A 23,124-nucleotide genomic window follows, 5' to 3' on the forward strand; every position below is an offset into this window, starting at 1 on the left:
TGCTCCTTCTCAACCGGGCTTACGGGGCCACCACGCCCAACTGGCGCAGCAGGGTCAGGTTGTCTTCGATGTGCCAGTTCTCGGCGATGCGGCCGTTCTGGACGCGGTAGAGGTCGGTGGCGATGAAATCGACCGTCTGGCCCTTGCCTCGCACGTCGCCGAAGCGGCCGGTGAAATGGCCCTGGAAGCGGAAGTGCACGGTCATCCGGTCACCGGCCACGACCAACTGTTCGACGCTGGCGGTCAGGTCCGGGATGGCGGCCCGCACGAAGGCGGAGGCGGCCAGCGGCCCCGGCACGCCCTGGGCGCGGCCCGGCGGCAGGGTACGGTCGGTGAAATCGGGCGCCAGGGCGGCGCGGGCCATGGCCTCGTCGCCTGAGGACCAGAAGGTGGCGTAGCGGCGGGCCGCCAGGATCTCCGCGTCGGCCTGCGCCTTGGGCAGGCTGGCGTCGATGGTCACATGCTTGGGCTGGACCAGGGTCTCGGCGGCGAAGGCTACCGGGGCGGTTGCGGACAGCGCCAGGGCCAAGACGGTGCCGCGGACCAGGGACGGGGACATTTGCGCGCTCCATCAGGGGGTGAATTCGATGGCCTGACGGTACGCGCTTTGGATGTTCGCAAGAATACGCCATAGTCGGTAAGGTCTGTTGTGTTATATGCAAGAATATGGCTGACACTTTTTCCGATATGGCGACTTTCGTCCGCGTGGTTGAGGCAGGCAGCCTGTCCGCCGCGGCCCGCGACCTGGGGCAGTCGCTGGCCGTCATCAGCCGCCGCCTCAGCGGGCTGGAGGAGCGGCTGGGCGTGCGCCTGCTGAACCGCACCACCCGCACCCTGGCCCTGACGGAGGAGGGGGCGGCCTACCACGCCCGTTGCGTCCGCATCCTGGCGGAGGTGGAGGAGGCGGAGATGGAGGCGGCCAAGGGCCGTCACACCGCCAGCGGCCTGCTGCGCCTCACCTGCACCGTGGCCTTCAGCCGCCACTTGGCGCCTCTGCTGCAGGAATTCCAGGCGCTTCACCCGGGCCTGCAGGTCCACCTGCATGCCGCCGACACCCTGTTCAACATCATCGACAACGGCTTCGACCTGGCCGTCCGCTTCGGCGTGCTGGCGGACAGCAGCCTGATCGCCCGGCAGCTGGCGCCCAACCGGCGGGTCATCTGTGGCGCGCCCGGTTATCTCGACCGCCGGGGCCGGCCCGAGGGGCTGGAGGATCTGCTGGGCCACGACTGTTTGCTGTTCGGCGACCCGCCGCCCGACCAATGGACCTTCGCCGACGGGCGCGGCGTTCGCGTGCGCGGCCCCCTCAGCAGCAATGACGGCGAACGGGCCCACGCCTGGGCGCGGGCCGGGGCCGGCCTGGTGCTGAAATCCGTCTGGGATGTGTATGAGGATATCGAGGCCGGCCGGCTGGAGGTGGTGCTGCCCCACCTGCCGCTGCCGGCCGCCCCCCTGCACGCCGTCTATCCCCACAGCCGCCACGCCGCGGCCAAGGTGCGGCTGTGCGCGGATTTCCTGGCCGAGCGGCTGCGGCGCACAACGCCGGCGTTGGCCAATCATTCATAAAAGCGGAACGATAAAGCCAGTTCATGGCCATTTTTGCCAGGGACCTTGAAGCGTATTCCTTTGGGTGTCGGGCCGGCGATGACGCCAAGGCCCTCCTCCCAAGGAAAAGGATGCGCATCATGACCCGTTTGGCGAACAAGACCGCCCTGATCACCGGCGGCACCAGCGGCATCGGCCTGGAAACGGCCCGCCAGTTCATCAATGAGGGCGCCCGCGTCGCCGTCACCGGCAGCAGTGCCGCCAGCGTGGCGCAGGCCCGCGAGGCGTTGGGCGCCCAGGCCCTGGTCATCCAGGCCGACGCCGGCGACGTGGCCGGCCAGCAGGCGATCGCGGCGCAGGTGCGCCAGGCCTTCGGCACGTTGGACGCCGTCTTCATCAACGCCGGCGTGGCCGACTTCCGCCCGGTGGAGGCCTGGGACGAGGCGGGCTTCGACCGCTCCTTCGCGGTGAACGTGAAGGGCCCCTACTTCCTGATCCAGGCCCTGCTGCCCCTGCTGGCCAACCCGGCCTCCATCATCCTGAACACCTCGATCAACGCCCACATCGGCATGCCCAACTCCAGCGTCTACGCCGCCACCAAGGCCGCGCTGATTTCCATGGCGCGCACCCTGTCGGGGGAACTGATCGGCCGGGGCGTGCGCGTGAACGCCGTCAGCCCGGGCCCCATCTCCACCCCGCTGTACGGCAAGCTGGGCCTGGCCGAGGCCGACCTGAAGGCCATGGCCGCTGGCATCCTGGCGCAAATCCCGGCCGGCCGCTTCGGCGAACCGGCCGAGATTGCCAAGTACGTGGTCTTCCTGGCCTCCGACAAATCCCGCTTCACCGTGGGCAGCGAGTTGGTCATCGACGGCGGCATGAGTACGCTGTAAGGCCGAAGGACGGGGGCCGGGCGGCCTTGATAAGGTCGCCCGGCCCCCGTCGCATTCCGTGGCTTGCGAGAAGACCCGTATGACCCCGTCCGCGCCCAGCCGTCCTCCCCGTCTCATCGGTTCGTTCGGCTTGCAGGGCAGCGGTTCCACCTGGGTCTACAACGTCATTCACGCGGTGCTGGAGACGACGGGCGTCCGCATCGCCCGCTTCTTCGCTAACGACCTGACGCACGAGAACATCCTCCAGATCCGGGGCGGCGACGTCGTCCTCGTGAAGGCGCACGAGCCGTCGGCGGCCTTGCTCGCCACCTGCCTGTTCGCCGGTGCGCCGGCCGTCGTCACCGTGCGTGATCCGCGCGACGCCGTCGTTTCTCTGATGGAACGGTTCGGCCATTCCTTCCAGGAGGCGGCGGACGAGGTGCGCAACAGCGCCCGCTACCTGATGCGCCTGGTGGCGGACTGCCCGGCCTGGGTGCTGCGCTATGAGGACGGCTTCATGGAAACGCCCGCCACCGTATCCAAGATCGCCGCCCATGTCGGCGTGGAAATCAGCGACCAGGATGCCGATGCGATCTTCCAGGCTCACGCCAAGGGCGAGGTGGTGCAGCGAATCGGCCGCTTCATCCAGGAAGGCCGCATGGGCGATGACAACCCGCGCCTGCAGTTCGAGGCGGCGTCCCACTGGCATCCCAACCATGTCGGTGACGGCCTGGTGGGAAAGTACGCGAAGAAGCTGACCGCGGACCAGGTCATGGCCGTGGAGATCGCCGGCCGGGACTTCATGGACAGGTTTGGCTACATCCCCCTGACCAGCGGGCTACCCTCCGGCTACGCCATCGATTTCGGCCCTTCCGGCTGCGTCAACCGCAGCGTGGCCCATGGCTTCTTCCGGGCGGAGACGGTGGCGGGCGGCGGGGTCATGTGGGTGCGGACGGCGACGGCCAGCGTCGATTATCCCCTGACCTCCCCCGCCATCTGGGCGCGGGGCGCCGTCGACCTGGTCCTGGCGCCCGCTTTCCGGTACGTCGGCGGCGGTGCCGAGGTGGAGGTCCAGGTTTGCGGGCGGACGATCGCGGTGTTGCGGTCGGGTCCGGCGGGCGAGGACGGGGTGCGGTTGAGCTTCGCGCTGGAGCGGGAGGAAATACCGGCCGACGGCCGTCTCGAGTTGGTGTTCCGCACCATGAACGCGACGAGCGCCGCCGCGCTGGGCTTATCCCATGACGACCGTAAGCTGGCCGTCGGCATCCGCCGCATGACCGTGGAGTACGGCGGCTAACCATATTCAACCAAGGCGGTGGATGGGGCGCTGCGCGCCAGCAGGGTCTCGGCGGCGGCGACCACGTCGGTGGGGCTGACGCCGGTGATGCAGTGCGCCGTGTGCCGCGACACGCAGCCCTGGGCGCAGGCCGGATCGGCGGGGGCGGCAGGCCGCACGATGCGGTGCGGTACCCCCACGGGACCGAAGCGATAGGGCGCGTTCTCATGATTGTCCGGCGCCGTCAGCGGATGGCAGGAGATTTCCACTACCGGCACGGACACGGCCGCCGCCATGTGCATCAGGCCGGAATCGTTGCCAATGTAAAGGGATGCGCGCTCCAGCACGGCGGCCGATTTGCGCAGGTCCAGCCGGCCGGTCAGGTCGTACGCGCGGCTGCCCAGGGCCTGCGCCACGGCGGCGGCGTCGCCGGCCACATCCACGCCCCCCAGCAGCGCGAACATCAGGTCATGGCGCCCGGCCAGGGTCCGGGCCGCCGTGACCACCTGATCGACCGGCCAGCGCCGGCGCCCGGTTGAGGCGCCCAGGCCCAGCGCCACCAGGGTCCGGCCGGCCACCAGTGGCACGGCCGTCCAGGCCGTGGCGCGATCAACCTCATCCAGGTGGACGTCGCATCGCGGCTCGGATGAGGTGGGGGCCGCACCACCGCCGCCGATCGCCCGCATCAGCGTGCTCATCACCTCCACCTCATGGCACGGGGCGGGGATGGTCACCACGTCCGTCATCATGGCGGTGAAAGCGGCGTTGAAGCGGGTGAGATCGGGCATGCGGGGGCTGGTCAGACCATAGCGGCGCGGCACCCCGGCCAGCACGGCGATATGGTTGGCCAGGTAATAGTCCGGCATCAGGCGGGGGATGATGGTGGCGCCGACCCCCTCCAGGAACGCCGCCGCCTGGTCGATGGTGGCGTCCAGCCAGGCCGTGGCCTCATCGGGCGCGAACCACGGCAGGCGCACTGGCACCAGCAGGGTGCGGTCGATGCGCGGGTCGCGGGTCACCAGGTCGCGCACCCGGCCGCTGGCCATCAACCCGATCTCCCCCCCGAACCAGGGCCGCAAGGTGCGCAGGAAAGAGGTCAGCAGGACGCTGTCGCCGATCGAATCCAGTTTCAGGATGCCCAGCCGGCCCTCTGGTGGCAGGGGCCGGGCACGGCGGTCGGGGGGAATGAAGGGGGCCAGGGTGGCGGCCAGCCGGTTGGTCAGGCGCGACAGGGCCGCGTCGACGGCGCGTTTCGCCGTCAGGGTGCGATCCTCCGTGTCTGACATTGCATCCAGGATGGCGAAGGCCTCGGTCTGCGCATCACCGGCCATGGCCAGCAGGTCGCGCGACCGCATGCGGCCCCGGTGCTGGTCGGCGCCGCTGGCCTGCGCCAGCGAGGGCAGGACCAGGCCGCCGGCGGGCAGGTTGGCGACGGGTAGGCCGGCCGTGACGGCGCGCAGCACGACGCGGTGGCCGATCCAGCGGTCCAGGGGAACGGGGGTGTCGCCGACGCATCGGGCCAGGGCCGCCACCGGCAGCAGCACCGGGCCGAAGTAATGCTCCGGCCGATCCAGGCGATCCGCACGGTCGATGCGATACAGCGGGCCGATCACCGGCAGCAGGCGGACGACGCCGATGCCGGCCAGGGGCGACGATGAGGCCGCGGGCAGGGCGATCAGGCCGTCGTCACCGCACAACAGCAGGGCGGGGACCGCCATGTCCCGGGCCAGGGCCGTCAGGCCGCCTGCGTCGATGGAGTCACCCTCCAGGATGCGGCATCGCTCGACATGCGGGGCCAGGCGATGGCCCGGCGCCCGCAGCACCGTGACCGGCACGTCGGCCGGAATGCGGCGCAGCAGGTGATGCAGGACGCGTGGTCCCAATCGGCCAATGCGCAGCACGACGCCGTAAGAACGCGTCAACCCCCGTTCCCCCATGAACCAACGGCCACTTTCAACCCGCCGCGGGTCACCGCCGGGCCTATCCGTTACCGGATCGATTAATTGATACGTGGAGGAGCGTATTTACCTGGTGGTAGTCGCGCAATAATTAGCGCGACATCTTGCGCTCTTTACGTCTACTAAAATGGTAATAAGTATACAAATCAGAAATAAATACAGCAGATGTTTTGAAGTCTTTATGCATATTACAATAGTGATAATATGAGCAATTCTACAACAATTGTTAATGGCAACATAAATGCTAACCGATTGATCTGGGACGGTTTCTCAAAGATCCTCCGATGGTGAAACGAAAACGGCGGCATCCCCGGGGCGCCGCCGTTTTCATGAGAGAGAGTACGGAATGAGGATGCGCCTTCGATGACGCCGCGCGGATAGGGGACGTGGCGTTCAAAGGCGCGGCGGCCGGGGCCGATATGGGCGCGGCCGAAAGGGAATTACGGAGATGGCGAGGACCCGAACGCGGCCATCGCGTCATCCGCGAAGGCTTCAGCGCTGGCGGCGATCAATTCGTTTGGGGAAAGCGACCGGAAAAACTCAACGGCCTGGCTTGTTTATTCGTCCGCTACTTGGGACGAATGGCGCGCCCGGAAGGACTCGAACCTCCAACCCCCAAATTCGTAGTCTGGTGCTCTATCCAATTGAGCTACGGGCGCTTTTTCGTCTCACCGGTGTCGGCCGGTGAGGTGGGTGCTTGTAGAGGATGATCGGGGGGCGCGCAACAGCTTTTTTGGGTCCCATTGCATTTTCTTTCGACGGCCCGCCGGCACCCTGCGGGGCGAGCGGGACGCCGGTGCGTCGCGATGCATTGTCCAGACGGCGGGGATGGGCTATCTACCCAATCCTCCACCTTTGTGAACATTTTTGACCGTTTCGCGGAGCGCCGCCCCCATGTCGTCCCATCACGCCGATACCGCCAAGAACTTCCCCGTCACTTGGGAAGAGCTGCACCGTCATGCCAAGGCGTTGGCCTGGCGCATCAGCGACAAGGGGCCGTGGAAGGGCATCGTCGCCATCACCCGCGGCGGGCTGGTGCCGGCCGCCATCCTGGCGCGCGAGCTGAACATCCGCCTGATCGATACCATTTGCATCAGCAGCTACGACCATCAGAACCAGCGCACCGCCCAGAACCTGAAGCCGCCGGCGGCGGTGGAGGGTGAGGGTGAGGGCTGGCTGATCGTCGACGACCTGGTCGACACCGGCAAGACCGCCGCCATCGTGCGCAACATGATGCCCAAGGCGCACTTCGCCACCATCTATGCCAAGCCCGCCGGCCGCCCGCTGGTCGACACCTTCATCACCGAGGTGTCGCAGGACACCTGGATCCATTTCCCCTGGGACCTGAACCCCATCGCCTACATGCAGATCCGCAACGACTGATCTCGAGGCCTCCGGCCAGACGAACGACCCCGCCGGGTACGCCCAGCGGGGCCGTTCGCGTTTCAAGGGAAGCGTGCACCCAGTTTGCCTTTTTCCTAGGACGCGACCGCGTCCGCCGGAGGGAGCACCGCAGGGCGCAGCGAGGACAGCCGAGGGCCGGATGGCCCGCTGGCGCCTGAAGCGAACCAAAAACCCCGCGCCCGCAGGGAACCTACTTACTCTCCGGCGCCACCACGTCGCTCAGGTGCGGCGTGTCCGGGTCGGCGATGATGGCGCGCAGGGCCGAGCGGTCCTGCGGCAGCTTGCCCAGCGGCACGTCCATCAGGGTGTCGGCGCGGGTGCTGATCGGCACGGGCTTGCCGTAGATGGCGTTCAGGCGGTCGTATTCCGCGCGGTGGAAGGCGTCGTCCTCCTCATAGCTGGGGTAGGCGCGCGGGGTGATGATGATGTCTTCCTGCCGGGTGGCCGTCTCAGCCGCGCGGCGCGGGCCCGGCGCCGGCACGGTCACCGTCTGGGTGGTGGCGGTCGGTTGGGCGGTGGTGGTCTGCTGCGCCCCGGCGGGGGCGGCCAGCAGTGCGGCGGTCACGGTCAGGAGGCCAGGGAGGACAAGGCGGATCGGCATGGCATCGGTCTCCTCTGATGCCGGCCTCGCGTAAGGCCGGACGGTGAAGGAATCCGCGACCGCGAACGGAAAGCCCCCGCCAGGCCCGGACGGGCTTGGCGGGAGGGCGGTGGCGGGTAAGCCACTTGAGACCGATAATATAGGGAAGCCCGGGACTTATTCCCAGGTCGCCAGGACGCTTATTCCCAACCGCCTAGCAGGGGGCGCATGCGCTTGCTGTCCAGGTTGCGGATCTTCTGCCGGCCGTGGACATGGGCGGGGGCGGCCTCGGTCGGGCCGCCGGCGCGCACCGGACGCTCCGCGAAACGGCCCAGCGAGATCATGCGGTCGTACATGACGATGGCTGCGGCCACCGCGACGTTGACGCAGAACTTGATGGGGATCTTGATGACATGGTCGCAGCGCGCCTGCATGGCCGGCGACAAACTGCCGCGCTCCGGGCCCAGGACATAGGCCGCCCTCAGGGGGTGGCGGAAGCTGGGCAGGTCCACCGCGTCGTCCGTCAGTTCCACACCCACCAGGGTGCAGCCCTCCGGCAGGGTCATGGCCGAGACGCTGGGGTAGGTGTAGAGCGGGACGTGATCCTGGCCGCCCGAGGTGTCGACCCGGTTCATCTCGTCCAGGTCCAGGGCGGCGTTCACGGTGAACACAAAGCTCGCCCCGAACGCATGGCCGGAGCGCATGATGGTCCCGATGTTGCCCGACTTGCTGATCCCCTCGGCGCCCAGGGCGAAATATCCACGCATGTCGCGCACCTTGCACAAGGCAAGCCGCTTGGGCAAGGTTCCAGCCCCCCGGGAAACAGGATTGCAGTCATGCCCCGGCCGGGGGAGAACGCGGGCGTACTGATCCTCAAGCCAGGGCGGCCGGCCAGATGCACGACGACCACGATCACTCCCACGGCGAGGGCTGCTGTGGCGGCCATGACCACCAGCCCGCCCGCAACAACCAGATGGCCGTCCGCCAGGTGGACATCCCCGACCGTTCCGACGCGCCCATCCTGGTGGAGGTGACGCGCGGCTCCATGGTGGAATCCCGCCATCGTGGCCGGGTGGTGGTGGTCGATGCCGGCGCCCGCGTGGTGGCCCACTGGGGCGACGTGGATGGGTTGGTTTATCCCCGCTCCTCCAACAAGGCCTTGCAGGCCATCCCCCTGATCGAAAGCGGGGCGGTCGACGCCTATGCCGTGACGGATGAGGAATTGGCGCTCGCCTGCGCTTCCCATCAGGGGGAGGCCATGCACACCGAACGCGTGGCCGCCTGGCTGGACCGGCTGGGCCTGTCGGTGGACGACCTGGAGTGCGGCGCCCACCTGCCGACGCATGAACCGACGGCGGCCGCCCTGCTGGCGGCGGGGCAAAAGCCGACCGCCCTGCACAACAACTGCTCCGGCAAGCACACCGGCTTCCTGGCCGTGGCCAAGCACAAGGGGGAGAAGCTGGCGGGCTACGTCCGCTACCAGCACCCGGTGCAGCAGCGCATCCTGGGGGTCATCGAGCAGGTGACGGGCCATGACCTCAGCCGCGCGCCCTGGGGTGTCGACGGCTGCTCCATCCCCACCATCGGCCTGCCCCTGGGCGCCCTGGCCCTGGGCATGGCCCGTCTGGCCGACCCGGACAGCCTGCCCGACCGCCGGGCGGAGGCCGTGCTGCGCCTGCGCCGCGCCTGGGGCAGGCATCCCGAGCTGGTGGGCGGCACCGGCAACTTCGACACCGAGGTCATGCGCGCCGCCAATTCCGCCGTGCTGCTGAAATCAGGGGCGGAGGGCGTGTGCTGCGCCGTGCTGCCGGAACACGGGCTGGGCATCGCCCTGAAGATCGAGGACGGGGCGCCCCGCGCCGCCGGCCCCGCCATGGCGGCGGTGCTGAAACGCCTGGGCGTGCTGCCGGACACCGTGTGGGACGGCGTCGCCACCCTGGCCGTCGCCCCGATCACCAGCCGCAAGGGCGAAACCGTCGGCGAAATCCGCCCCACGGCCGTGGCGGCGGGGTGAGCGGTCCATCTCAATCGCGCAAATGAAAACCGCCGCCGAGGTAGCCCCCGGCGGCGGTTTCCGTTTCGGGCTCCCCCGCTCTTAGTGGATGGACTCGCCGTGCAGGGCGATGTCCAGGCCGTCGCGCTCGACGTCCTCATCCACGCGCAGGCCGATGACCAGGTCGATCACCTTCAGCAGGATGAAGGTGATGACGCCGCACCACACGATGGTGAAGGCCACACCTTCCAGCTGGGTGATGACCTGGGCGGCATTGCCCTCGATCAGGCCCAGCTTCGTGTCCGGCGCGTCCTTCAGCGTGGCGGCGAAGGCCCCCTCGCTGTTGGCCACCGCCATCTTGGCGAACACGCCGGTCAGGACGGCGCCGACGATGCCGCCGATGCCGTGCACGCCGAAGGCGTCCAGGCTGTCGTCATAGCCCAGGGCCTTCTTCAGCGAGGTGGCGGAGAAGAAGCAGATGATGCCGACGGCGATGCCGATGGCGAAGGCGCCCACGGTGTCGACGAAACCGGCGGCCGGGGTGATGGCCACCAGGCCGGCGACGGCGCCGGAGATGATGCCCAGGACCGAGGGCTTGCCCTTCACGGCCCACTCAACGAACACCCAGGCCAGCGCGGCGGCGGCGGTGGCCACCTGGGTCACGGTCATGGCCATGCCGGCGCGCGGACCGGCCGTCAGGGCCGAACCGGCGTTGAAGCCGAACCAGCCCACCCACAGCAGCGAGGCGCCGATGAGGCTCAGCACCAGGTTGTGCGGGCTGAAGTCGGCATTGGGGTAGCCCTTGCGCTTGCCGATCACCAGGCAGGCCACCAGGCCGGCGATGCCGGCGTTGATGTGCACCACCGTGCCGCCGGCGAAGTCCAGCACGCCCAGCTTGGCCAGGTAGCCGTTGGGGTGCCACACCGTGTGGGCCACGGGGGCGTAGACGACCAGCGACCACAGCGTGATGAAGATCAGCATGGCCGAGAACTTCATGCGATCGGCGAAGGCGCCGGTGATCAGCGCCGGCGTGATGATCGCGAAGGTCATCTGGTACATCATGAACACCGGCTCCGGGATCGTCGGGGCCAGGGCGTGGGTGCCGGTCGGGTCCATGCCCGCCAGCAGCACGCGGCTGAAGCCGCCGATGAATTCCTTGGCGTCGGCGGCGTCGCTGGCGGCGGTGAAGGACAGGCTGTAGCCGACCAGCGCCCACAGCACGGTCACCAGGCAGGTGATGGCGAAGCTCTGCATCACCATGGCCAGCACGTTGAACTTCCGGACCATGCCGCCGTAGAACAGCGCCAGGCCGGGAATGGTCATCATCAGCACCAGCGCCGTGGACGTCAGCATCCACGCCGTGTCGCCCCCACTGATGGTGGGCGCTGCGGGCGCCGCAGCGGCGGCGGGGGCCGCCGCATCCTGCGCCATGGCCAGGGCGGGGAGGCCCGCCGCCAGCGCGCATGCGCCCAGTCCCAGGAAACGCTTACCCAAACCGCTCATCCCACACCCCATTCCCAGTCATCGCGTTACCGGTCACCGCCGGCCGTTCGCGAACCCGCACCTGAAAAGCGCGCCGCCCCTCTTTCAAACTTCGTGCCGCGATACATCCGAAAGCGGTCCGGCCTGTGGAAGATCGTCGGGGGCGGGATCGATGATTAAATTATGGGCGGAAATGGCGGCGGATAGAGAGCGCAAACGCGACAGTGCCCAATTAACGAGCGGAATACCGTCAACACTCGCAATGCCGAAACAGCTTCATCAAGGCATTAGGGGGAGGGGGCATCAAATATTCGCGTATTTGACGGCAAACTGTGCGGGATTAGCCTAATTTTTAGGCGTAAATGTCGCCCTCGCCTAACGCGGTGCCGCGAAAGAAGTAACACCGGCGCCACCCCGCCCCGCGACCCTGGGGCAGGGCGGGGAAAGGGGCGGGCGCCGGTGTCACTGGAAACTCCAAAAGCCTGGCTGGCAAGAGGCGGCGATTACTCGTCTTCCTCGTCGGCGTCCTGCTCGATCTGGTTGGCCAGGTCGTGCAGCATGTCGACCACGTCCTGGTGGGTGGTCTCTTCCACCGCCTGATTGACGGCCACCTCGATCATGGCGACCGCGACGTAGGCGGCTAGGGGGCCGGCCTCCTTGAGCGCCGCCTCAAGATGCTTTTCCGCGACGCTCAGGGCCTTTTCGAACAGGGCTTCCGCGGTGGAATTGTTGGTGTCGCTCATGGCAGACCTTCACTGTGATAATAGGGATGTATGGGTCAGATGATGGGCAGCTATAGCACCCTTGCCGGGTGCCGTCACGCCGCCCCGCTTGCCAAAGCCCGTTCCATACCCCTAATCCCTGGGGCGAATCCCGCCCCGTCACAGGAACTTAACGCCCGTGTCCGTTTCCACCCAGCCTCCGCAAGCCTCCAGCGACGCGGCCGACCTGCCTTTCGACCTGGCCGCCGCCGCCAGCTATCGCTTCTGGACGGATGAACGTGTGCGTTTCAACGACCTGGATCCGGTGGGCCACGTCAACAACAACGCCTTCGGGGTCTATTTTGAATCGGGCCGCGTGGCGCTGCACCAGGCCTTGCGGGACAAGGCGCGTTTCGACGGACACGCCATCGTGATGCGCAAGATCACCATCGACTACCTGGCGGAGATCACTTACCCCAACGCGGTGCGCGTCGGTACCCGCCTGGCGCGCCTGGGCCGCACCTCCTGGACCACGGCCAGCGCGCTGTTTGTCGGCACGCGCTGCCACGCCACCGCCCTGTCGGTTTCCGTCCTGGTGGATGCCGGCAGCCACCGCCCTGCCCCCATCCCCGACGATCTGCGCCCTGTCATGGAGAGCTTCCTGTGAGCCGCCGTCCCTCCCCCGCGCGCGGCAAGCCTTCCGCTGGCCGCCACCAGTCCCGCCGCCCCGGCGCGCATCCCACTGGACGCCCGCCGGTGGAACCGCCCATCGGCGGGCCCATCGAGATCACGGTGGAAAGCGTGGGCGCGCTGGGTGACGGCGTCGCCCACTGGCAGGAGCCTTACGGGCCGAACCACCGCCTGTTCGTGCCCCAGACCCTGGTGGGCGACCGGCTGATGGTGCGCTTCGCCCAGCAGCGTGGCGTGGGCTGGCTGGTGGAACCGGTGTCGCTGCTGGCCGAGGGGCCGGGCCGGGCCGAGCCGGCGTGCGGGCATTTCGGCACCTGCGGCGGCTGCACCCTGCAGCACATGGACGCCGACACCTACGGCGCCTGGAAGGTGGAGCAGCTGCGCCACGCGCTCAGCCGCGCCGGCGTCACCGACCCTCCCATGGCCCCTCTGGTGCGCACACCGCCCCATGCCCGCCGTCGCGCCGTGCTGGCCGCCGCCCGCCGGGGCCGGCGCCTGTGGCTGGGCTTCAACGAGCGCGCCAGCCACCGCCTGGTGGACATCGAGGAATGCACGGTGCTGGCGCCGCGCCTGATGGCGCTGGTCGCGCCGTTGCGCGCCCTGCTGCTGGAGCTGCTGCCGGATGAGCATACGCTGGACGTGGCGCTGACCCTGCTGGACGACGGACCGGACGTCCTGCTGGTGGGACTGCCGCAGCCGGACCTGAACGCCTTGGAAAAGCTGGGCGCCTTCGCCGAGGCGCACGACCTGACCCGCCTCACCTGGTCCAAGCGGCCAGGCGCGCCAGTGGAGCCCATCGCGCTCCGCCGCACCGGCGTGGTGCGCTTCGGTCCGGTGGCGGTGTCGCCCGCCCCCGGTTCCTTCCTGCAGGCCAGCGCCGAGGGCGAGGCCGCGCTGGTGGCCGAGGCCCTGGCGGGGGCGAAGGGCGCGGCCAGGGTAGCCGACCTTTTCGCCGGCAGTGGCACCCTGACCTTCCCCCTGTCCACCCTGGCGCCGGTGCACGCGGTGGAGGGCGACGGTGTCGCCATCACGGCGCTGGAGGCGGCGGCCCGCGCCGCCGGTGGCGGCCATCCCGTGACCGTCGAACGCCGCGACCTGTTCAAGGAACCATTGTCCCCGGCTGAGCTGTCGGCCTACCAGGCGGTGGTGTTCGATCCGCCGCGCGCCGGGGCCGCGTCCCAGGCGGCGGCGCTGGCGGCCTCGTCCGTGCCGGTGGTGGTCGCCGTCTCCTGCAACCCGGTCAGCTTCGCCCGCGACGCCGCCCTGCTGCTGGGTGGCGGCTATGTCCTGGACCGGCTGGTGCCGGTGGACCAGTTCCTGTGGTCCCCCCACCTGGAGGTCGCGGCCCGTTTCCGCCGGGGGTGATGTGCACATGCCACGCTGGCGCCAAAGGTGTGGATAGGGCGCGCATGTGGCGATGCGGGGGTGGGCGGGGCGTGCTATAAACCCTGCCCCCATAGTCGCAATACAGAAGCGAGTCCGGCAGTCCCATGAGCAAGGCGCTTGAGATCCTGAAGTCCTACGCCCCGGCCACGGTGGCGGAGGAGAACGTTCTGAACGACATCCTGGACCGGCTGGGCCGCCGGACGCTGGACGCCGACGCCGCGGTGGAACAGATCATCGAACGCCTGGACTGGCCCCTGGACCGGGCCGCCGCCGAGGTGGACGCGTATCTGGAATAGTTCCTCAAACGTCCGCGCTTGAGGCGAACCAATAAACATTACTCGGTAATGCGGATGGTCGGGAGCCCGACCCCGGCGGCGGCGCGTTCGCGCAGGATTTCGCGGCGGAAGCGGTAGAGTTCGGCGGGGCGGCCGCCGGTGCGCACTTCCAGGGCGCCCGTCGGTTCCACCAGGCCGCCGGCGATCAGCAGGCGGCGGAAGTTCTGCTTGTGCAGGCGCACGCCGGACAGCGCCTCCACCAGGCGCTGCAGCTGGAACAGGGTGAACTGCGGCGGCAGCAGGTCGAACACCACCGGCCGGTATTTCAGCTTGCCCCGTACCCGGCCCAGGGCCGCCGCCAGGATGCGGCGGTTGTCCTGCGCCATGGGGATGCCGGTGGCGGCCAGGACGTCGGGCTGCATCGGGCCGGACCACAGGCCGGCCACGTCGGCCGGCAGCTTGCCGTTCTGCGCCAGGCGGGCCAGCACGGCGCGGTCGCGTGGCGCCTCCGCCACCAGGCCCGCCTCGTACAGCAACTCATACCGCTCCAGCACCCGTTCATAGTCCCAGGCGTCGTCGTCGCGGCTGAAGGTGGTGTGCACCCGGTCGCGACGCAGGGCCGCCAGCTCCGGGTCCTGCGCCGCGTCATGGGCGGCCCAGCGCTCCAGCGCTGGCAGCAGGGTGCGGGCGATCATGGCCGGCCGGCCGTCGCGCCAATCCTCCCACGGGAAATAGCTGTACCAGTCGTGCCATTCGGCGGCGCCCGAGCCCGACAGCGGCGCCTCGCGCGTCAGCGCGATATAGCCGACGGAAACGACGCGGGCGTCGCCGTCCACCTCACGCAGATCGCGGTAGCGGTCGCCGAAGGTGTACAGCTGCTCCACATAGCCCAGGGGCAGGCCCGTCAGCTCGGTCACCCAGCGGCGCAGGCCCTGCTCCAGCGTGCGGTGGCGTTCGGGCGCGAAGGGGCCGAAGGGGAGGGCGTCCCAGTCGCCGCTGGCCTGCTGCTGCGGCGTCGCCAGGTCGTGGGTCAGGCGGCGCACCACCAGCACGCGCGGCACCTCCCGCGTCACCGCCACGATCACGGCGGTGAGGCCGATGGAGGCGCGCTCCGCCGACGGCGCGGCCGAAGAAGGGGCAACGAGGGCCTGACTGGCCGGGGTGGGCTGCCGGTCGCTGGTCACGAGTCTCCCGCCAAATCTGTTTTCTGGGCACCTTTTCCGGCCCCGGGACGGAGGCCGGTCCCGGGGCGCGACAGAATGTGTTGTCCGAGACGCTTTTGACAGCAAGAGAAAGTTCACGGGCGCCTGTTAAAAGACGACAATCTGCTTATTGTCCTAAGCCGCAGGATGCCGCTTCGTTTCCCCACCGCGATTTGCCTATGGTATGCCCCGCGAATTAACGGGCCGGCCGCCGTGTGGGAACCACATGTCGTGAGGGAAGGTCCGACTTCGGGAGAGAGACCCATGGCGCTCAAAGCAGAACAGCGCAAATCCGAACTGACCGAGCAGATCGCCGCCAAGGTGCGGGATCGCCTGTCTCGGGAAAAGGCCGCCACGGCGGAACGTTTCGTCCGGCAGTTCTACGCCAACGTGCCCCCTGACGACATCCTGCGCAGCAGCAGCGACGAGCTGTACGGCGCCGCCATCGCCATGTGGCAGTTCGGCGCCGCGCGCAAGGGCGGCACCGCCCAGGTGCGGGTCTGCAATCCCAAGGTGGAGCAGGATGGCTGGCACGCCCCCCACACGGTGGTGGAGATCGTCAATGACGACATGCCCTTCCTGGTGGACAGCGTCTCGGCGGAACTGAACCGCCACGGCCTGACGGTGCACCTGGTGATCCACCCGGTGGTGAAGGTGAAACGCGACGCCGACGGCCGCCTGGTCGAGCTGTACGAGCCGCACGCCGCCCCCGCCGACGCCAGGGCCGAAAGCTTCATGCATGTGGAGGTCGACCAGCAGACCTCGCCCGAACTGTTGGAAAAGGTCCGCGCCGGCCTGGTGCGCGTCCTGGCGGACGTGCGCGCCGCCGTGGAGGATTTCGAGGCCATGCGCCGGCGTGTGGCCGAGACCATCGACGAGTCGCGGAAGAGCAGTCGGACCCTGGACGCCGCCGAGGTGGCGGAGGGCGTGGATTTCCTGCGCTGGATCGATGACGACCACTTCATCTTCCTCGGCGTGCGCGAGTACCGCTTCGGCAAGGAGGATGGCCAGGACACGCTGGACATCCTGACCGGCGCCGGCCTGGGCATTCTGCGCGATGACGAGGTCTCGGTCTTCGACGGCTTGCGCTACTTCTCCCAGCTGCCGCCGGACGTGCGCGCCTTCGTGCGCCAGCCGCGCGCCATCATGGTGACCAAGGCCAACAAGGATTCGACCGTCCATCGCCCGGCGCCGCTGGACGCCGTGATGGTGAAGCTGTTCGACGACAAGGGCGTGGAGATCGGCGAGCGGCTGTTCGTCGGCCTCTTCACCTCCGTCGCCTACAACCGGGCGGCGCGGGAGATCCCCTACCTGCGCCAGAAGGTGAACCGGGCGCTGGAGCGGGCGGGCTTCGACAAGTCCAGCCACGACGGCAAGGCCTTGCTGCACATCCTGGAGACCTATCCCCGGGATGAGCTGTTCCAGACCAGCGATGACGAGCTGTTCGACATCGCCATGGGCGTGCTGCACCTGCAGGACCGCCAGCGCGTGGCCCTGTTCGTGCGCAAGGATCCGTTCGAACGCTTCGTCAGCGCCCTGATCTACGTCCCCCGGGACCGCTACGACACCGATCTGCGCCTGAAGCTGCAGGGCATCCTGGAGGCGGCGTTCGAGGGCAAGACGACGCAATACCATGTGATGCTGTCGGAAAGCGCGCTGGCCCGCGCCCACATCATCATCCAGACCACCCCCGGCAAGGTGCCCGACTACGACGTCCGCGACGTCGAGGAGACCCTGATCGAGGCGGCGCGCGGCTGGGGTGAACGCCTGCAGCAGGCCCTGGTCGACGCCAAGGGTGAGGAGGTCGGGCTGCGGCTGGCCCGCCGCTATCGCCGCGGCACCCTGGCCGAGGGCTACCGCGAGATCTACAGCCCCGAAGCCGCCGTGATGGATATCGAGCGGCTGGAGGCGGTGGCGGCCACGGGGCGGATCGCGCTCAATCTGCACCGCCCGGTGGAGGCGGAGCCGCACGAGCTGTTCTTCAAGGTCTACCATGACGACACGCCTGTGCAGTTGTCCCAGGCCCTGCCCATGCTGGAGGATCTGGGCCTGAAGATCCTGGCGGAGGGCGGCCCGCACGAGGTGCGCCTGCCCGGCCGCGAGAAGTCCATCTGGATCCAGGACTTCGAGATGAAGATGGCCAACGGCCAGGCCGTCGAGCTGGACGCGGTGAAGGAGGCGTTCGAGGACGCCTTCATGCGCGTCTGGACCGGCGAGGCCCAGACCGACGGCTTCAACAAGCTGGTGCTGGGCGCCGGCTTGGCCTGGCGCGACGTCACCATGGTGCGCGCCTACGCCAAGTACCTGCGCCAGGCCCGCTTCGACTTCTCCCAATCCTATATCGAGGACACGCTGGCGGCCCACGTGGGCATCACCAAGCTGCTGGTGCGCCTGTTCCACCTGGCCCACGACCCGGCCATCCTGGCCAAGCTGGGCCGGGAAGAGGTGGACAGCCAGCGCATGGGCCTGGTGGTGGAGATCGACCACGCCCTGGACCAGGTCACCAACCTGGACGAGGACCGCATCCTGCGCCGGATGCTGAACCTCATCCGCTCGACCTTGCGCACCAACTTCTTCCAGAAGGGCGCCGACGGCCAGCCCAAGGCCTACCTGTCGTTCAAGCTGGACAGCCGGTCCATCGACGACCTGCCGCTGCCCCGGCCCATGGTGGAAATCTGGGTCTACAGCCCCCGGGTCGAGGCTGTGCATCTGCGCGGTGGCAAGGTGGCGCGCGGCGGCATCCGCTGGTCCGACCGCAAGGAGGATTTCCGCACCGAGATCCTGGGCCTGATCAAGGCGCAGATGGTGAAGAACGCCGTCATCGTGCCCATGGGCTCCAAGGGCGGCTTCGTGGTGAAGAACCCGCCGCCGGCCTCGGCCGGGCGCGAGGCCGCGCTGGCCGAAGGCGTCGAGTGCTACAAGACCATGATGCGCGGCCTGCTGGACATCACCGACAATCTGGTGAAGGGCCAGGTGGTGCCGCCCCAGGACGTGGTGCGCCTGGACGGCGACGACCCCTACCTGGTGGTGGCGGCCGACAAGGGCACGGCCACCTTCTCCGACATCGCCAACGGGGTCAGCCGCGACTATGGCTTCTGGCTGGACGACGCCTTCGCCTCCGGCGGATCGGCCGGCTATGACCACAAGAAGATGGGCATCACCGCCCGCGGCGCGTGGGAGGCGGTGAAGCGCCACTTCCGTGAGCTGGGCCGCGACTGCCAGACCCAGGACTTCACCGTCGTGGGCGTGGGCGACATGTCGGGCGACGTGTTCGGCAACGGCATGCTGCTGTCCAAGCACATCCGCCTGGTGGCCGCCTTCGATCACCGCCACATCTTCCTGGACCCCAACCCGGATGCGGCCGGCAGCTGGGAAGAGCGCAAGCGCATGTTCGATCTGCCACGCTCCTCCTGGGCGGACTATGACCAGTCCAAGCTGTCCCCAGGCGGTGGCATCTTCGAGCGCGGGGCCAAGTCCGTCCCGCTGTCGCCCGAGGTGCGCGCGGCCCTGGGTATTTCGGCTGAACGCCTGACCCCGGCCGAGCTGATGCAGGCCATCCTGAAGGCGGATGTGGACCTGCTGTGGCTGGGGGGCATCGGCACCTATGTGAAGGCCGGGGGTGAGACCAACGCCGAGGTGGGCGACAAGGCCAACGACGCCCTGCGCATCGACGGCCGCCAAGTCCGCGCCAAGGTGGTGGGCGAGGGCGCCAACCTGGGCTTCACCCAGCGCGGCCGCATCGAGGCGGCGCAGGCCGGCGTGCGGCTCAACACCGACGCCATCGACAACTCAGCCGGCGTCGACACCTCGGACCATGAGGTCAACATCAAGATCCTGCTGCGCGACGTGATGGACAAGGGCAGCATGACCCTGCCCCAGCGCGATGCGCTGCTGGCCACCATGACCGACGACGTGGCGGAGCTGGTGCTGGCCGACAACTACCAGCAGACCCAGGCCCTCTCCATCGACGAGGCGGTGGCGCCGGACACGCTGGACGACCTGGCCCGCCTCATGCGGCTCATGGAAAAGGCGGGCAAGCTGAACCGCGCCATCGAGTTCCTGCCGACGGATGAGGAGGTGTCGCTGCGCGCCCAGGCCCGCCGCGGCCTGACGCGACCGGAAACAGCGGTGCTGCTGGCCTATGCCAAGATCGACCTGTACGACAAGCTGCTGAACTCCGACCTGCCGGACGATGCCAAGATGGCGGCGGACCTGGTGGAGTACTTCCCGGAAAGCCTGCAGCGGCAGTATCCGCAGGCCGTGGCCGGCCACCAGCTGCGCCGCGAGATCATCGCCACCGTGGCCACCAACAGCATGGTGAACCGCGTCGGCCCCAGCTTCGTGGCCGAGATGGTGGAACAGACCGGCTTGGGTGAGGCAGACGTCGCCCGCGCCTACCACATCGCCCGCGACGCCTATGGCCTGCCGGAGGTGTGGAAGGCCATCGACGCCCTGGACAATCAGGTCCCGGCGGCCACCCAGGCGGCCATGGGCCTGGCCACGCGCCGCCTGCTGCGCCGCGCCGTGCCCTGGACCCTGCTGAACAGCACCCACCCCTTGGACATGGCGGCCGGCATCGCCCGCCTGGGGCCGGCGGTGAAGGTGCTGTCCAAGGCGCTGGCCGACATCCTGTCGCCTGACGCCGCCGCTGACCTGGCCGCCAAGAAAGAGGAGCTGGAGCAGGCCGGCGTGCCGGCCGAGCTGGCCCATCACGTGGCGGCCCTGTCCGCCCTGGGGGCCGCCACCGACATCAGCCAGATCGCGGTGGAGACCAACCGGGGGGTGGAGACGGTCGCGGCCGTCCACTTCGCGCTGGGCGAACGGCTGGGCTTCGACTGGCTGCGCGGCCGGGCGGAGGCGGTGAAGACCACCACCCACTGGCAGCGCCAGGCCCTGGGCGCCATCATTGATGACCTCTACGGCCTGCAGGGCCGCCTGGCGGCTCGGGTGCTGGTGGGCGAGGGCGACGATGCGACCGCCCTGATCGACGGCTGGCTGGCCGCCAAATCCGGTCCGCTGGACCGTATCCAGTCCCTGCTGGCCGAACTGCGCGGTGTGGCGCATCTGGACGTGGCCATGCTGGCCGTGGCCACCCGCCAGCTGCGCGGCCTCACCGCCGGCTGATCGGCTCGCGATTATCAGCGGCATGGGGCTTGTCCCCATGCCGCTGTAGCTCGCAAGTGCGTGCGCCGGACCTTTCCGGGAAGCGTCAGCGGACTGGAAAGGGAGGAAGCCAAGCGGCCGGATGGCCGCGCCCGGCGATTGAGGGAATAAGTCTTCCCGCCGGGGAACTTTTTTCGTGAATTTCAACCCTGATTCTCCGTCGCCTGCGCTGTGGGCGGTGGTGGTGAACTGTCGCTTGCGCAAAGCGTGACGACCCCATATTTATTGATTTCACATCACCTGCCCGTGCATTGATAAGATTGTCCGGCTCGTGGTTTCGTTTCCCCGATATCCCTTGGGGGAACCGCATCCATAGGTGACCTTTGTCCGTGACGTCGGATGACACAGTCCTTGAGGGCAAGCGCCTGCTGCTGGTGATTTCCGGCGGCATCGCGGCGTACAAATGCCTGGAACTGATCCGCCGGCTAAAGGAACGCGGCGTCCGTATCCGCGCCGTTTTGACCGAGGGCGCGCAGCAATTCGTGACGCCCCTGTCCGTGGCCGCCCTGTCGGAGGAGAAGGTCTACACCGACCTGTTCTCCCTGACCGACGAGTCGGAGATGGGGCACATCCGCCTGTCGCGCGAGGCCGACTTGGTGGTGGTGGCCCCGGCCAGCGCCGACATCCTGGCGCGCATGGCCGCCGGCATGGCCAATGACCTGGCGACCACGGCGCTGCTGGCCACCGACAAGCCGGTGATGGTGGTGCCGGCCATGAACGTCATGATGTGGACCAACCCGGCCACCCAGGCCAATGTCCGTACGCTGGAGGGGCGCGGCATCCGCCGCCTGGGGCCCGCCGCCGGCGACATGGCCTGCGGCGAGGTCGGCTCCGGCCGCATGGTGGAACCGATGGAGATCGTGGCCGGCGTCGCGGCCTTCTTCGCGGAACAGTCGGCGCCGAAGCCGCCCGTGGGTGGTCTGCTGGCTGGCCGGCGCGCGGTGGTGACCAGCGGCCCCACCCATGAACCCATCGACCCCGTGCGCTACATCGCCAACCGGTCCTCCGGCAAGCAGGGCCACGCCGTGGCGGCGGCCCTGGCGGCGCTGGGCGCCGACGTGACCCTGGTCAGCGGCCCTGTCACCCTGGCCGATCCGCCGGGCGTGCGCGTGGTGCGGGTGGAGACGGCCGCCGAGATGCTGGCCGCCAGCCAAGCGGCTCTTCAAGCACCCAACGGGCCGGTCGACGTCGCCGTCTGCGCCGCCGCCGTGGCCGACTGGCGCGTGGCGGCCGCTGCCGGCGACAAGGTGAAGAAGGGCCCGGACGGCCCGCCCACCCTGACCTTGGCGGAGAACCCCGACATCCTGGCCACCCTGTCCCAGGCCGGCCTGGCGCGACCCCGCCTGGTGGTGGGCTTCGCCGCCGAGACGCGCGACGTGCTGACCTACGCCGCCGCCAAGCTGGCCAAGAAGGGCTGCGACTGGATCGTCGCCAACGATGTGGCGACCGGCACTGGCACCTTCGGCGGCGACGACAACCAGGTGCATCTGCTGCGCCGGGGTGCTGCGCGTGAAGCCCCTCTGATCGAAACCTGGCCGCGCCTGTCCAAGACCGAGGTGGCGGCACGCCTGGCCCAGGCCATCGCCGATACCCTGTCGCCCCACATCGCCCTTTCAACAAGCAACAACAGTCCGGAACCCGTTTGATGACCGAAGCCGTTACCGTCGCCGTCACCCGTCTGCCCCATGGTCAGGATCTGGACCTGCCCGCCTATGCCACCGCCCACGCCGCCGGCCTGGACCTGATGGCGGCGGTGTCGGTCCCGGTGGTGATCCCGCCGCTGGGCCGCGCGCTGGTGCCCACGGGCCTGGCCATTTCCCTGCCCGTGGGTTTCGAGGCGCAGGTGCGCCCGCGTTCCGGCCTGGCGCTGAAGAACGGCGTCACGGTGCTGAACGCGCCGGGCACGGTGGACGCCGATTACCGGGGCGAGGTGGGCGTCATCCTGGTGAACCTCGGCGACCAGCCCTTCACCATCGAGCGCGGCATGCGCATCGCCCAGATGGTGATCGCCCGTCATGAGCGCATCCAGTGGAACGAGATGGCCAGCCTGGATGAGACCGCCCGCGGCGCCGGGGGCTTCGGCTCCACCGGTGTCACCGCCAGCAAGGGCTGATAAAAATGGGGGAAGGGATGCTGCGGATTTCCAAGAAGCTGATGTTCGCCATCGAGGTGGTGCTGGACATCGCCTACAACGCCGGTTCCGAACCCGTGCAGTCGGGGGAGATCACCGCGCGCCAAGGTATCCCCAAGCGTTACCTGGAACAGGTGCTGCAGGCCCTGGTGCGGGCGGGCATATTGGCCGGCGTGCGCGGCCCCCGGGGCGGCTACCGCCTGGCCCGTGAACGCCGCCGCATCACGGTGGGTGAGATCGTGCGCATCGTCCGCGCCCTGGAACAGGCCACCGACCCCATGGAAGAGGCGGTGGGGGCCGAACTGGGCCGGCAGGTTGTGCGCCCCCTGTGGGCGGAATTGCAGGAGGACTGCATGCGCCGCCTGGACCAGACCACCATCGAGGATCTGTGCCTGCGCGCCCACCGCGCCGGCATCGAAAGCGAAGCGACCCACAAGCTGGACTTCAGCATCTAAGGAATGGATCGAAC

19 protein-coding genes and 1 tRNA gene are annotated in these 23,124 nt (G+C 68.7%); 12 read left to right on the top strand and 8 right to left on the bottom strand.

From position 1 onward, the window contains the following. Positions 1-19 precede the first annotated feature (19 nt). Positions 20-559, bottom strand: a complete 540-nt coding sequence (locus UAA55_RS30610) for an ester cyclase (RefSeq protein WP_322957603.1) — start codon at positions 557-559, stop codon at positions 20-22. Between the two features lie 128 nt (positions 560-687). Here UAA55_RS30610 and UAA55_RS30615 point away from each other — a divergent pair, with 128 nt between their 5' ends. The 3 genes from UAA55_RS30615 to UAA55_RS30625 all read left to right on the top strand — a co-directional run bounded on the left by UAA55_RS30615 (position 688) and on the right by UAA55_RS30625 (position 3,711). Continuing rightward, positions 688-1,566 (top strand): LysR family transcriptional regulator, encoded by an 879-nt coding sequence (locus UAA55_RS30615; RefSeq protein WP_322957605.1) that lies wholly within the window; start codon positions 688-690, stop codon positions 1,564-1,566. Between the two features lie 119 nt (positions 1,567-1,685). After that, positions 1,686-2,435 (top strand): SDR family oxidoreductase, encoded by a 750-nt coding sequence (locus UAA55_RS30620; protein WP_322957606.1) that lies wholly within the window; start codon positions 1,686-1,688, stop codon positions 2,433-2,435. A 79-nt stretch (positions 2,436-2,514) separates the two neighbouring features. Further along, a complete protein-coding gene (locus UAA55_RS30625) occupies positions 2,515-3,711 on the top strand; it encodes a hypothetical protein (protein WP_322957608.1) in 1,197 nt (398 codons plus the stop codon). On the opposite strand, the gene UAA55_RS30630 is transcribed toward UAA55_RS30625, so the two are convergent. Both UAA55_RS30630 and UAA55_RS30635 read right to left on the bottom strand, forming a co-directional pair. Then, positions 3,708-5,612, bottom strand: a complete 1,905-nt coding sequence (locus tag UAA55_RS30630) for a glycosyltransferase family 9 protein (RefSeq protein ID WP_322957610.1) — start codon at positions 5,610-5,612, stop codon at positions 3,708-3,710. The two genes, UAA55_RS30625 and UAA55_RS30630, sit on opposite strands and share 4 nt — an antisense overlap. A gap of 618 nt (positions 5,613-6,230) precedes the next feature. Further along, positions 6,231-6,307, bottom strand: a tRNA-Arg gene (locus UAA55_RS30635). A gap of 235 nt (positions 6,308-6,542) precedes the next feature. Between UAA55_RS30635 and gpt the strand changes: the two genes are divergently transcribed. Next, positions 6,543-7,031 (top strand): xanthine phosphoribosyltransferase, encoded by a 489-nt coding sequence (gene gpt / locus UAA55_RS30640; protein ID WP_322957611.1) that lies wholly within the window; start codon positions 6,543-6,545, stop codon positions 7,029-7,031. 211 nt (positions 7,032-7,242) lie between these two features. Here gpt and UAA55_RS30645 read toward each other — a convergent pair whose 3' ends face one another. Next, entirely contained in the window at positions 7,243-7,653 is a 411-nt protein-coding gene (locus UAA55_RS30645; protein ID WP_322957612.1) for a hypothetical protein, read from the bottom strand. Positions 7,654-7,832: 179 nt separating this feature from the next. Further along, positions 7,833-8,435: a TrmH family RNA methyltransferase gene (locus UAA55_RS30650; protein ID WP_416235235.1), complete on the bottom strand. Its 603-nt coding sequence runs from the start codon at positions 8,433-8,435 to the stop codon at positions 7,833-7,835. 92 nt (positions 8,436-8,527) lie between these two features. On the opposite strand from UAA55_RS30650, the gene UAA55_RS30655 reads away from it, so the two are divergent. Continuing rightward, positions 8,528-9,646: an asparaginase gene (locus tag UAA55_RS30655; protein WP_322957614.1), complete on the top strand. Its 1,119-nt coding sequence runs from the start codon at positions 8,528-8,530 to the stop codon at positions 9,644-9,646. Positions 9,647-9,727: 81 nt separating this feature from the next. On the opposite strand, the gene UAA55_RS30660 is transcribed toward UAA55_RS30655, so the two are convergent. Both UAA55_RS30660 and UAA55_RS30665 read right to left on the bottom strand, forming a co-directional pair. Beyond that, positions 9,728-11,128, bottom strand: a complete 1,401-nt coding sequence (locus tag UAA55_RS30660) for an ammonium transporter (protein WP_322957616.1) — start codon at positions 11,126-11,128, stop codon at positions 9,728-9,730. A gap of 482 nt (positions 11,129-11,610) precedes the next feature. Beyond that, a complete protein-coding gene (locus tag UAA55_RS30665) occupies positions 11,611-11,850 on the bottom strand; it encodes a hypothetical protein (protein WP_322957618.1) in 240 nt (79 codons plus the stop codon). A 157-nt stretch (positions 11,851-12,007) separates the two neighbouring features. On the opposite strand from UAA55_RS30665, the gene UAA55_RS30670 reads away from it, so the two are divergent. From UAA55_RS30670 to UAA55_RS30680, 3 genes are all read left to right on the top strand, one after another. Next, positions 12,008-12,475, top strand: coding sequence for an acyl-CoA thioesterase (locus UAA55_RS30670; protein ID WP_322957619.1), 468 nt, complete (start codon positions 12,008-12,010; stop codon positions 12,473-12,475). Further along, positions 12,472-13,863: a class I SAM-dependent RNA methyltransferase gene (locus UAA55_RS30675; RefSeq protein WP_322957620.1), complete on the top strand. Its 1,392-nt coding sequence runs from the start codon at positions 12,472-12,474 to the stop codon at positions 13,861-13,863. Before UAA55_RS30670 ends, UAA55_RS30675 begins: the two co-directional genes overlap by 4 nt. 125 nt (positions 13,864-13,988) lie before the next feature. Continuing rightward, on the top strand, positions 13,989-14,180 hold the full coding sequence (locus UAA55_RS30680; RefSeq protein ID WP_322957621.1) for a hypothetical protein: 192 nt from the start codon (positions 13,989-13,991) through the stop codon (positions 14,178-14,180). A gap of 38 nt (positions 14,181-14,218) precedes the next feature. Here the strand turns inward: UAA55_RS30680 and UAA55_RS30685 are convergent, their stop codons facing one another. Further along, positions 14,219-15,343 (bottom strand): NUDIX hydrolase, encoded by a 1,125-nt coding sequence (locus tag UAA55_RS30685; protein ID WP_322957622.1) that lies wholly within the window; start codon positions 15,341-15,343, stop codon positions 14,219-14,221. A 282-nt stretch (positions 15,344-15,625) separates the two neighbouring features. Here UAA55_RS30685 and UAA55_RS30690 point away from each other — a divergent pair, with 282 nt between their 5' ends. The 4 genes from UAA55_RS30690 (at position 15,626) to UAA55_RS30705 (ending at position 23,110) form a co-directional block, all read left to right on the top strand. Next, positions 15,626-20,485 (top strand): NAD-glutamate dehydrogenase, encoded by a 4,860-nt coding sequence (locus tag UAA55_RS30690; protein WP_322957624.1) that lies wholly within the window; start codon positions 15,626-15,628, stop codon positions 20,483-20,485. A 368-nt stretch (positions 20,486-20,853) separates the two neighbouring features. After that, the gene (gene coaBC / locus UAA55_RS30695; protein WP_322957625.1) at positions 20,854-22,170 is read left to right on the top strand and encodes a bifunctional phosphopantothenoylcysteine decarboxylase/phosphopantothenate--cysteine ligase CoaBC; all 1,317 of its coding nucleotides are present in this window, start codon (positions 20,854-20,856) and stop codon (positions 22,168-22,170) included. Then, positions 22,170-22,637: a dUTP diphosphatase gene (dut, locus tag UAA55_RS30700; protein WP_322957626.1), complete on the top strand. Its 468-nt coding sequence runs from the start codon at positions 22,170-22,172 to the stop codon at positions 22,635-22,637. The genes coaBC and dut overlap by 1 nt, the downstream gene beginning before the upstream one ends. 17 nt (positions 22,638-22,654) lie before the next feature. Then, the gene (locus UAA55_RS30705) at positions 22,655-23,110 is read left to right on the top strand and encodes an RrF2 family transcriptional regulator (protein ID WP_322957627.1); all 456 of its coding nucleotides are present in this window, start codon (positions 22,655-22,657) and stop codon (positions 23,108-23,110) included. Positions 23,111-23,124: the final 14 nt, after the last annotated feature.

The sequence above is a fragment of the Nitrospirillum guanabarense genome (assembly GCF_034653355.1).
Lineage (GTDB): Bacteria > Pseudomonadota > Alphaproteobacteria > Azospirillales > Azospirillaceae > Nitrospirillum.

Bases quoted from the DNA above. Each gene is read 5' to 3' on its own strand.
- UAA55_RS30645 (WP_322957612.1), bottom strand. From the start codon at position 7,653: ATGCCGATCCGCCTTGTCCTCCCTGGCCTCCTGACCGTGACCGCCGCA.
- UAA55_RS30620 (WP_322957606.1), top strand. From the start codon at position 1,686: ATGACCCGTTTGGCGAACAAGACCGCCCTGATCACCGGCGGCACCAGC.
- UAA55_RS30615 (WP_322957605.1), top strand. From the start codon at position 688: ATGGCGACTTTCGTCCGCGTGGTTGAGGCAGGCAGCCTGTCCGCCGCG.
- UAA55_RS30625 (WP_322957608.1), top strand. From the start codon at position 2,515: ATGACCCCGTCCGCGCCCAGCCGTCCTCCCCGTCTCATCGGTTCGTTC.
- UAA55_RS30705 (WP_322957627.1), top strand. From the start codon at position 22,655: ATGCTGCGGATTTCCAAGAAGCTGATGTTCGCCATCGAGGTGGTGCTG.
- UAA55_RS30655 (WP_322957614.1), top strand. From the start codon at position 8,528: ATGCACGACGACCACGATCACTCCCACGGCGAGGGCTGCTGTGGCGGC.
- gpt (WP_322957611.1), top strand. From the start codon at position 6,543: ATGTCGTCCCATCACGCCGATACCGCCAAGAACTTCCCCGTCACTTGG.
- dut (WP_322957626.1), top strand. From the start codon at position 22,170: ATGACCGAAGCCGTTACCGTCGCCGTCACCCGTCTGCCCCATGGTCAG.
- UAA55_RS30610 (WP_322957603.1), bottom strand. From the start codon at position 559: ATGTCCCCGTCCCTGGTCCGCGGCACCGTCTTGGCCCTGGCGCTGTCC.
- UAA55_RS30660 (WP_322957616.1), bottom strand. From the start codon at position 11,128: ATGAGCGGTTTGGGTAAGCGTTTCCTGGGACTGGGCGCATGCGCGCTG.
- UAA55_RS30690 (WP_322957624.1), top strand. From the start codon at position 15,626: ATGGCGCTCAAAGCAGAACAGCGCAAATCCGAACTGACCGAGCAGATC.
- UAA55_RS30665 (WP_322957618.1), bottom strand. From the start codon at position 11,850: ATGAGCGACACCAACAATTCCACCGCGGAAGCCCTGTTCGAAAAGGCC.
- UAA55_RS30680 (WP_322957621.1), top strand. From the start codon at position 13,989: ATGAGCAAGGCGCTTGAGATCCTGAAGTCCTACGCCCCGGCCACGGTG.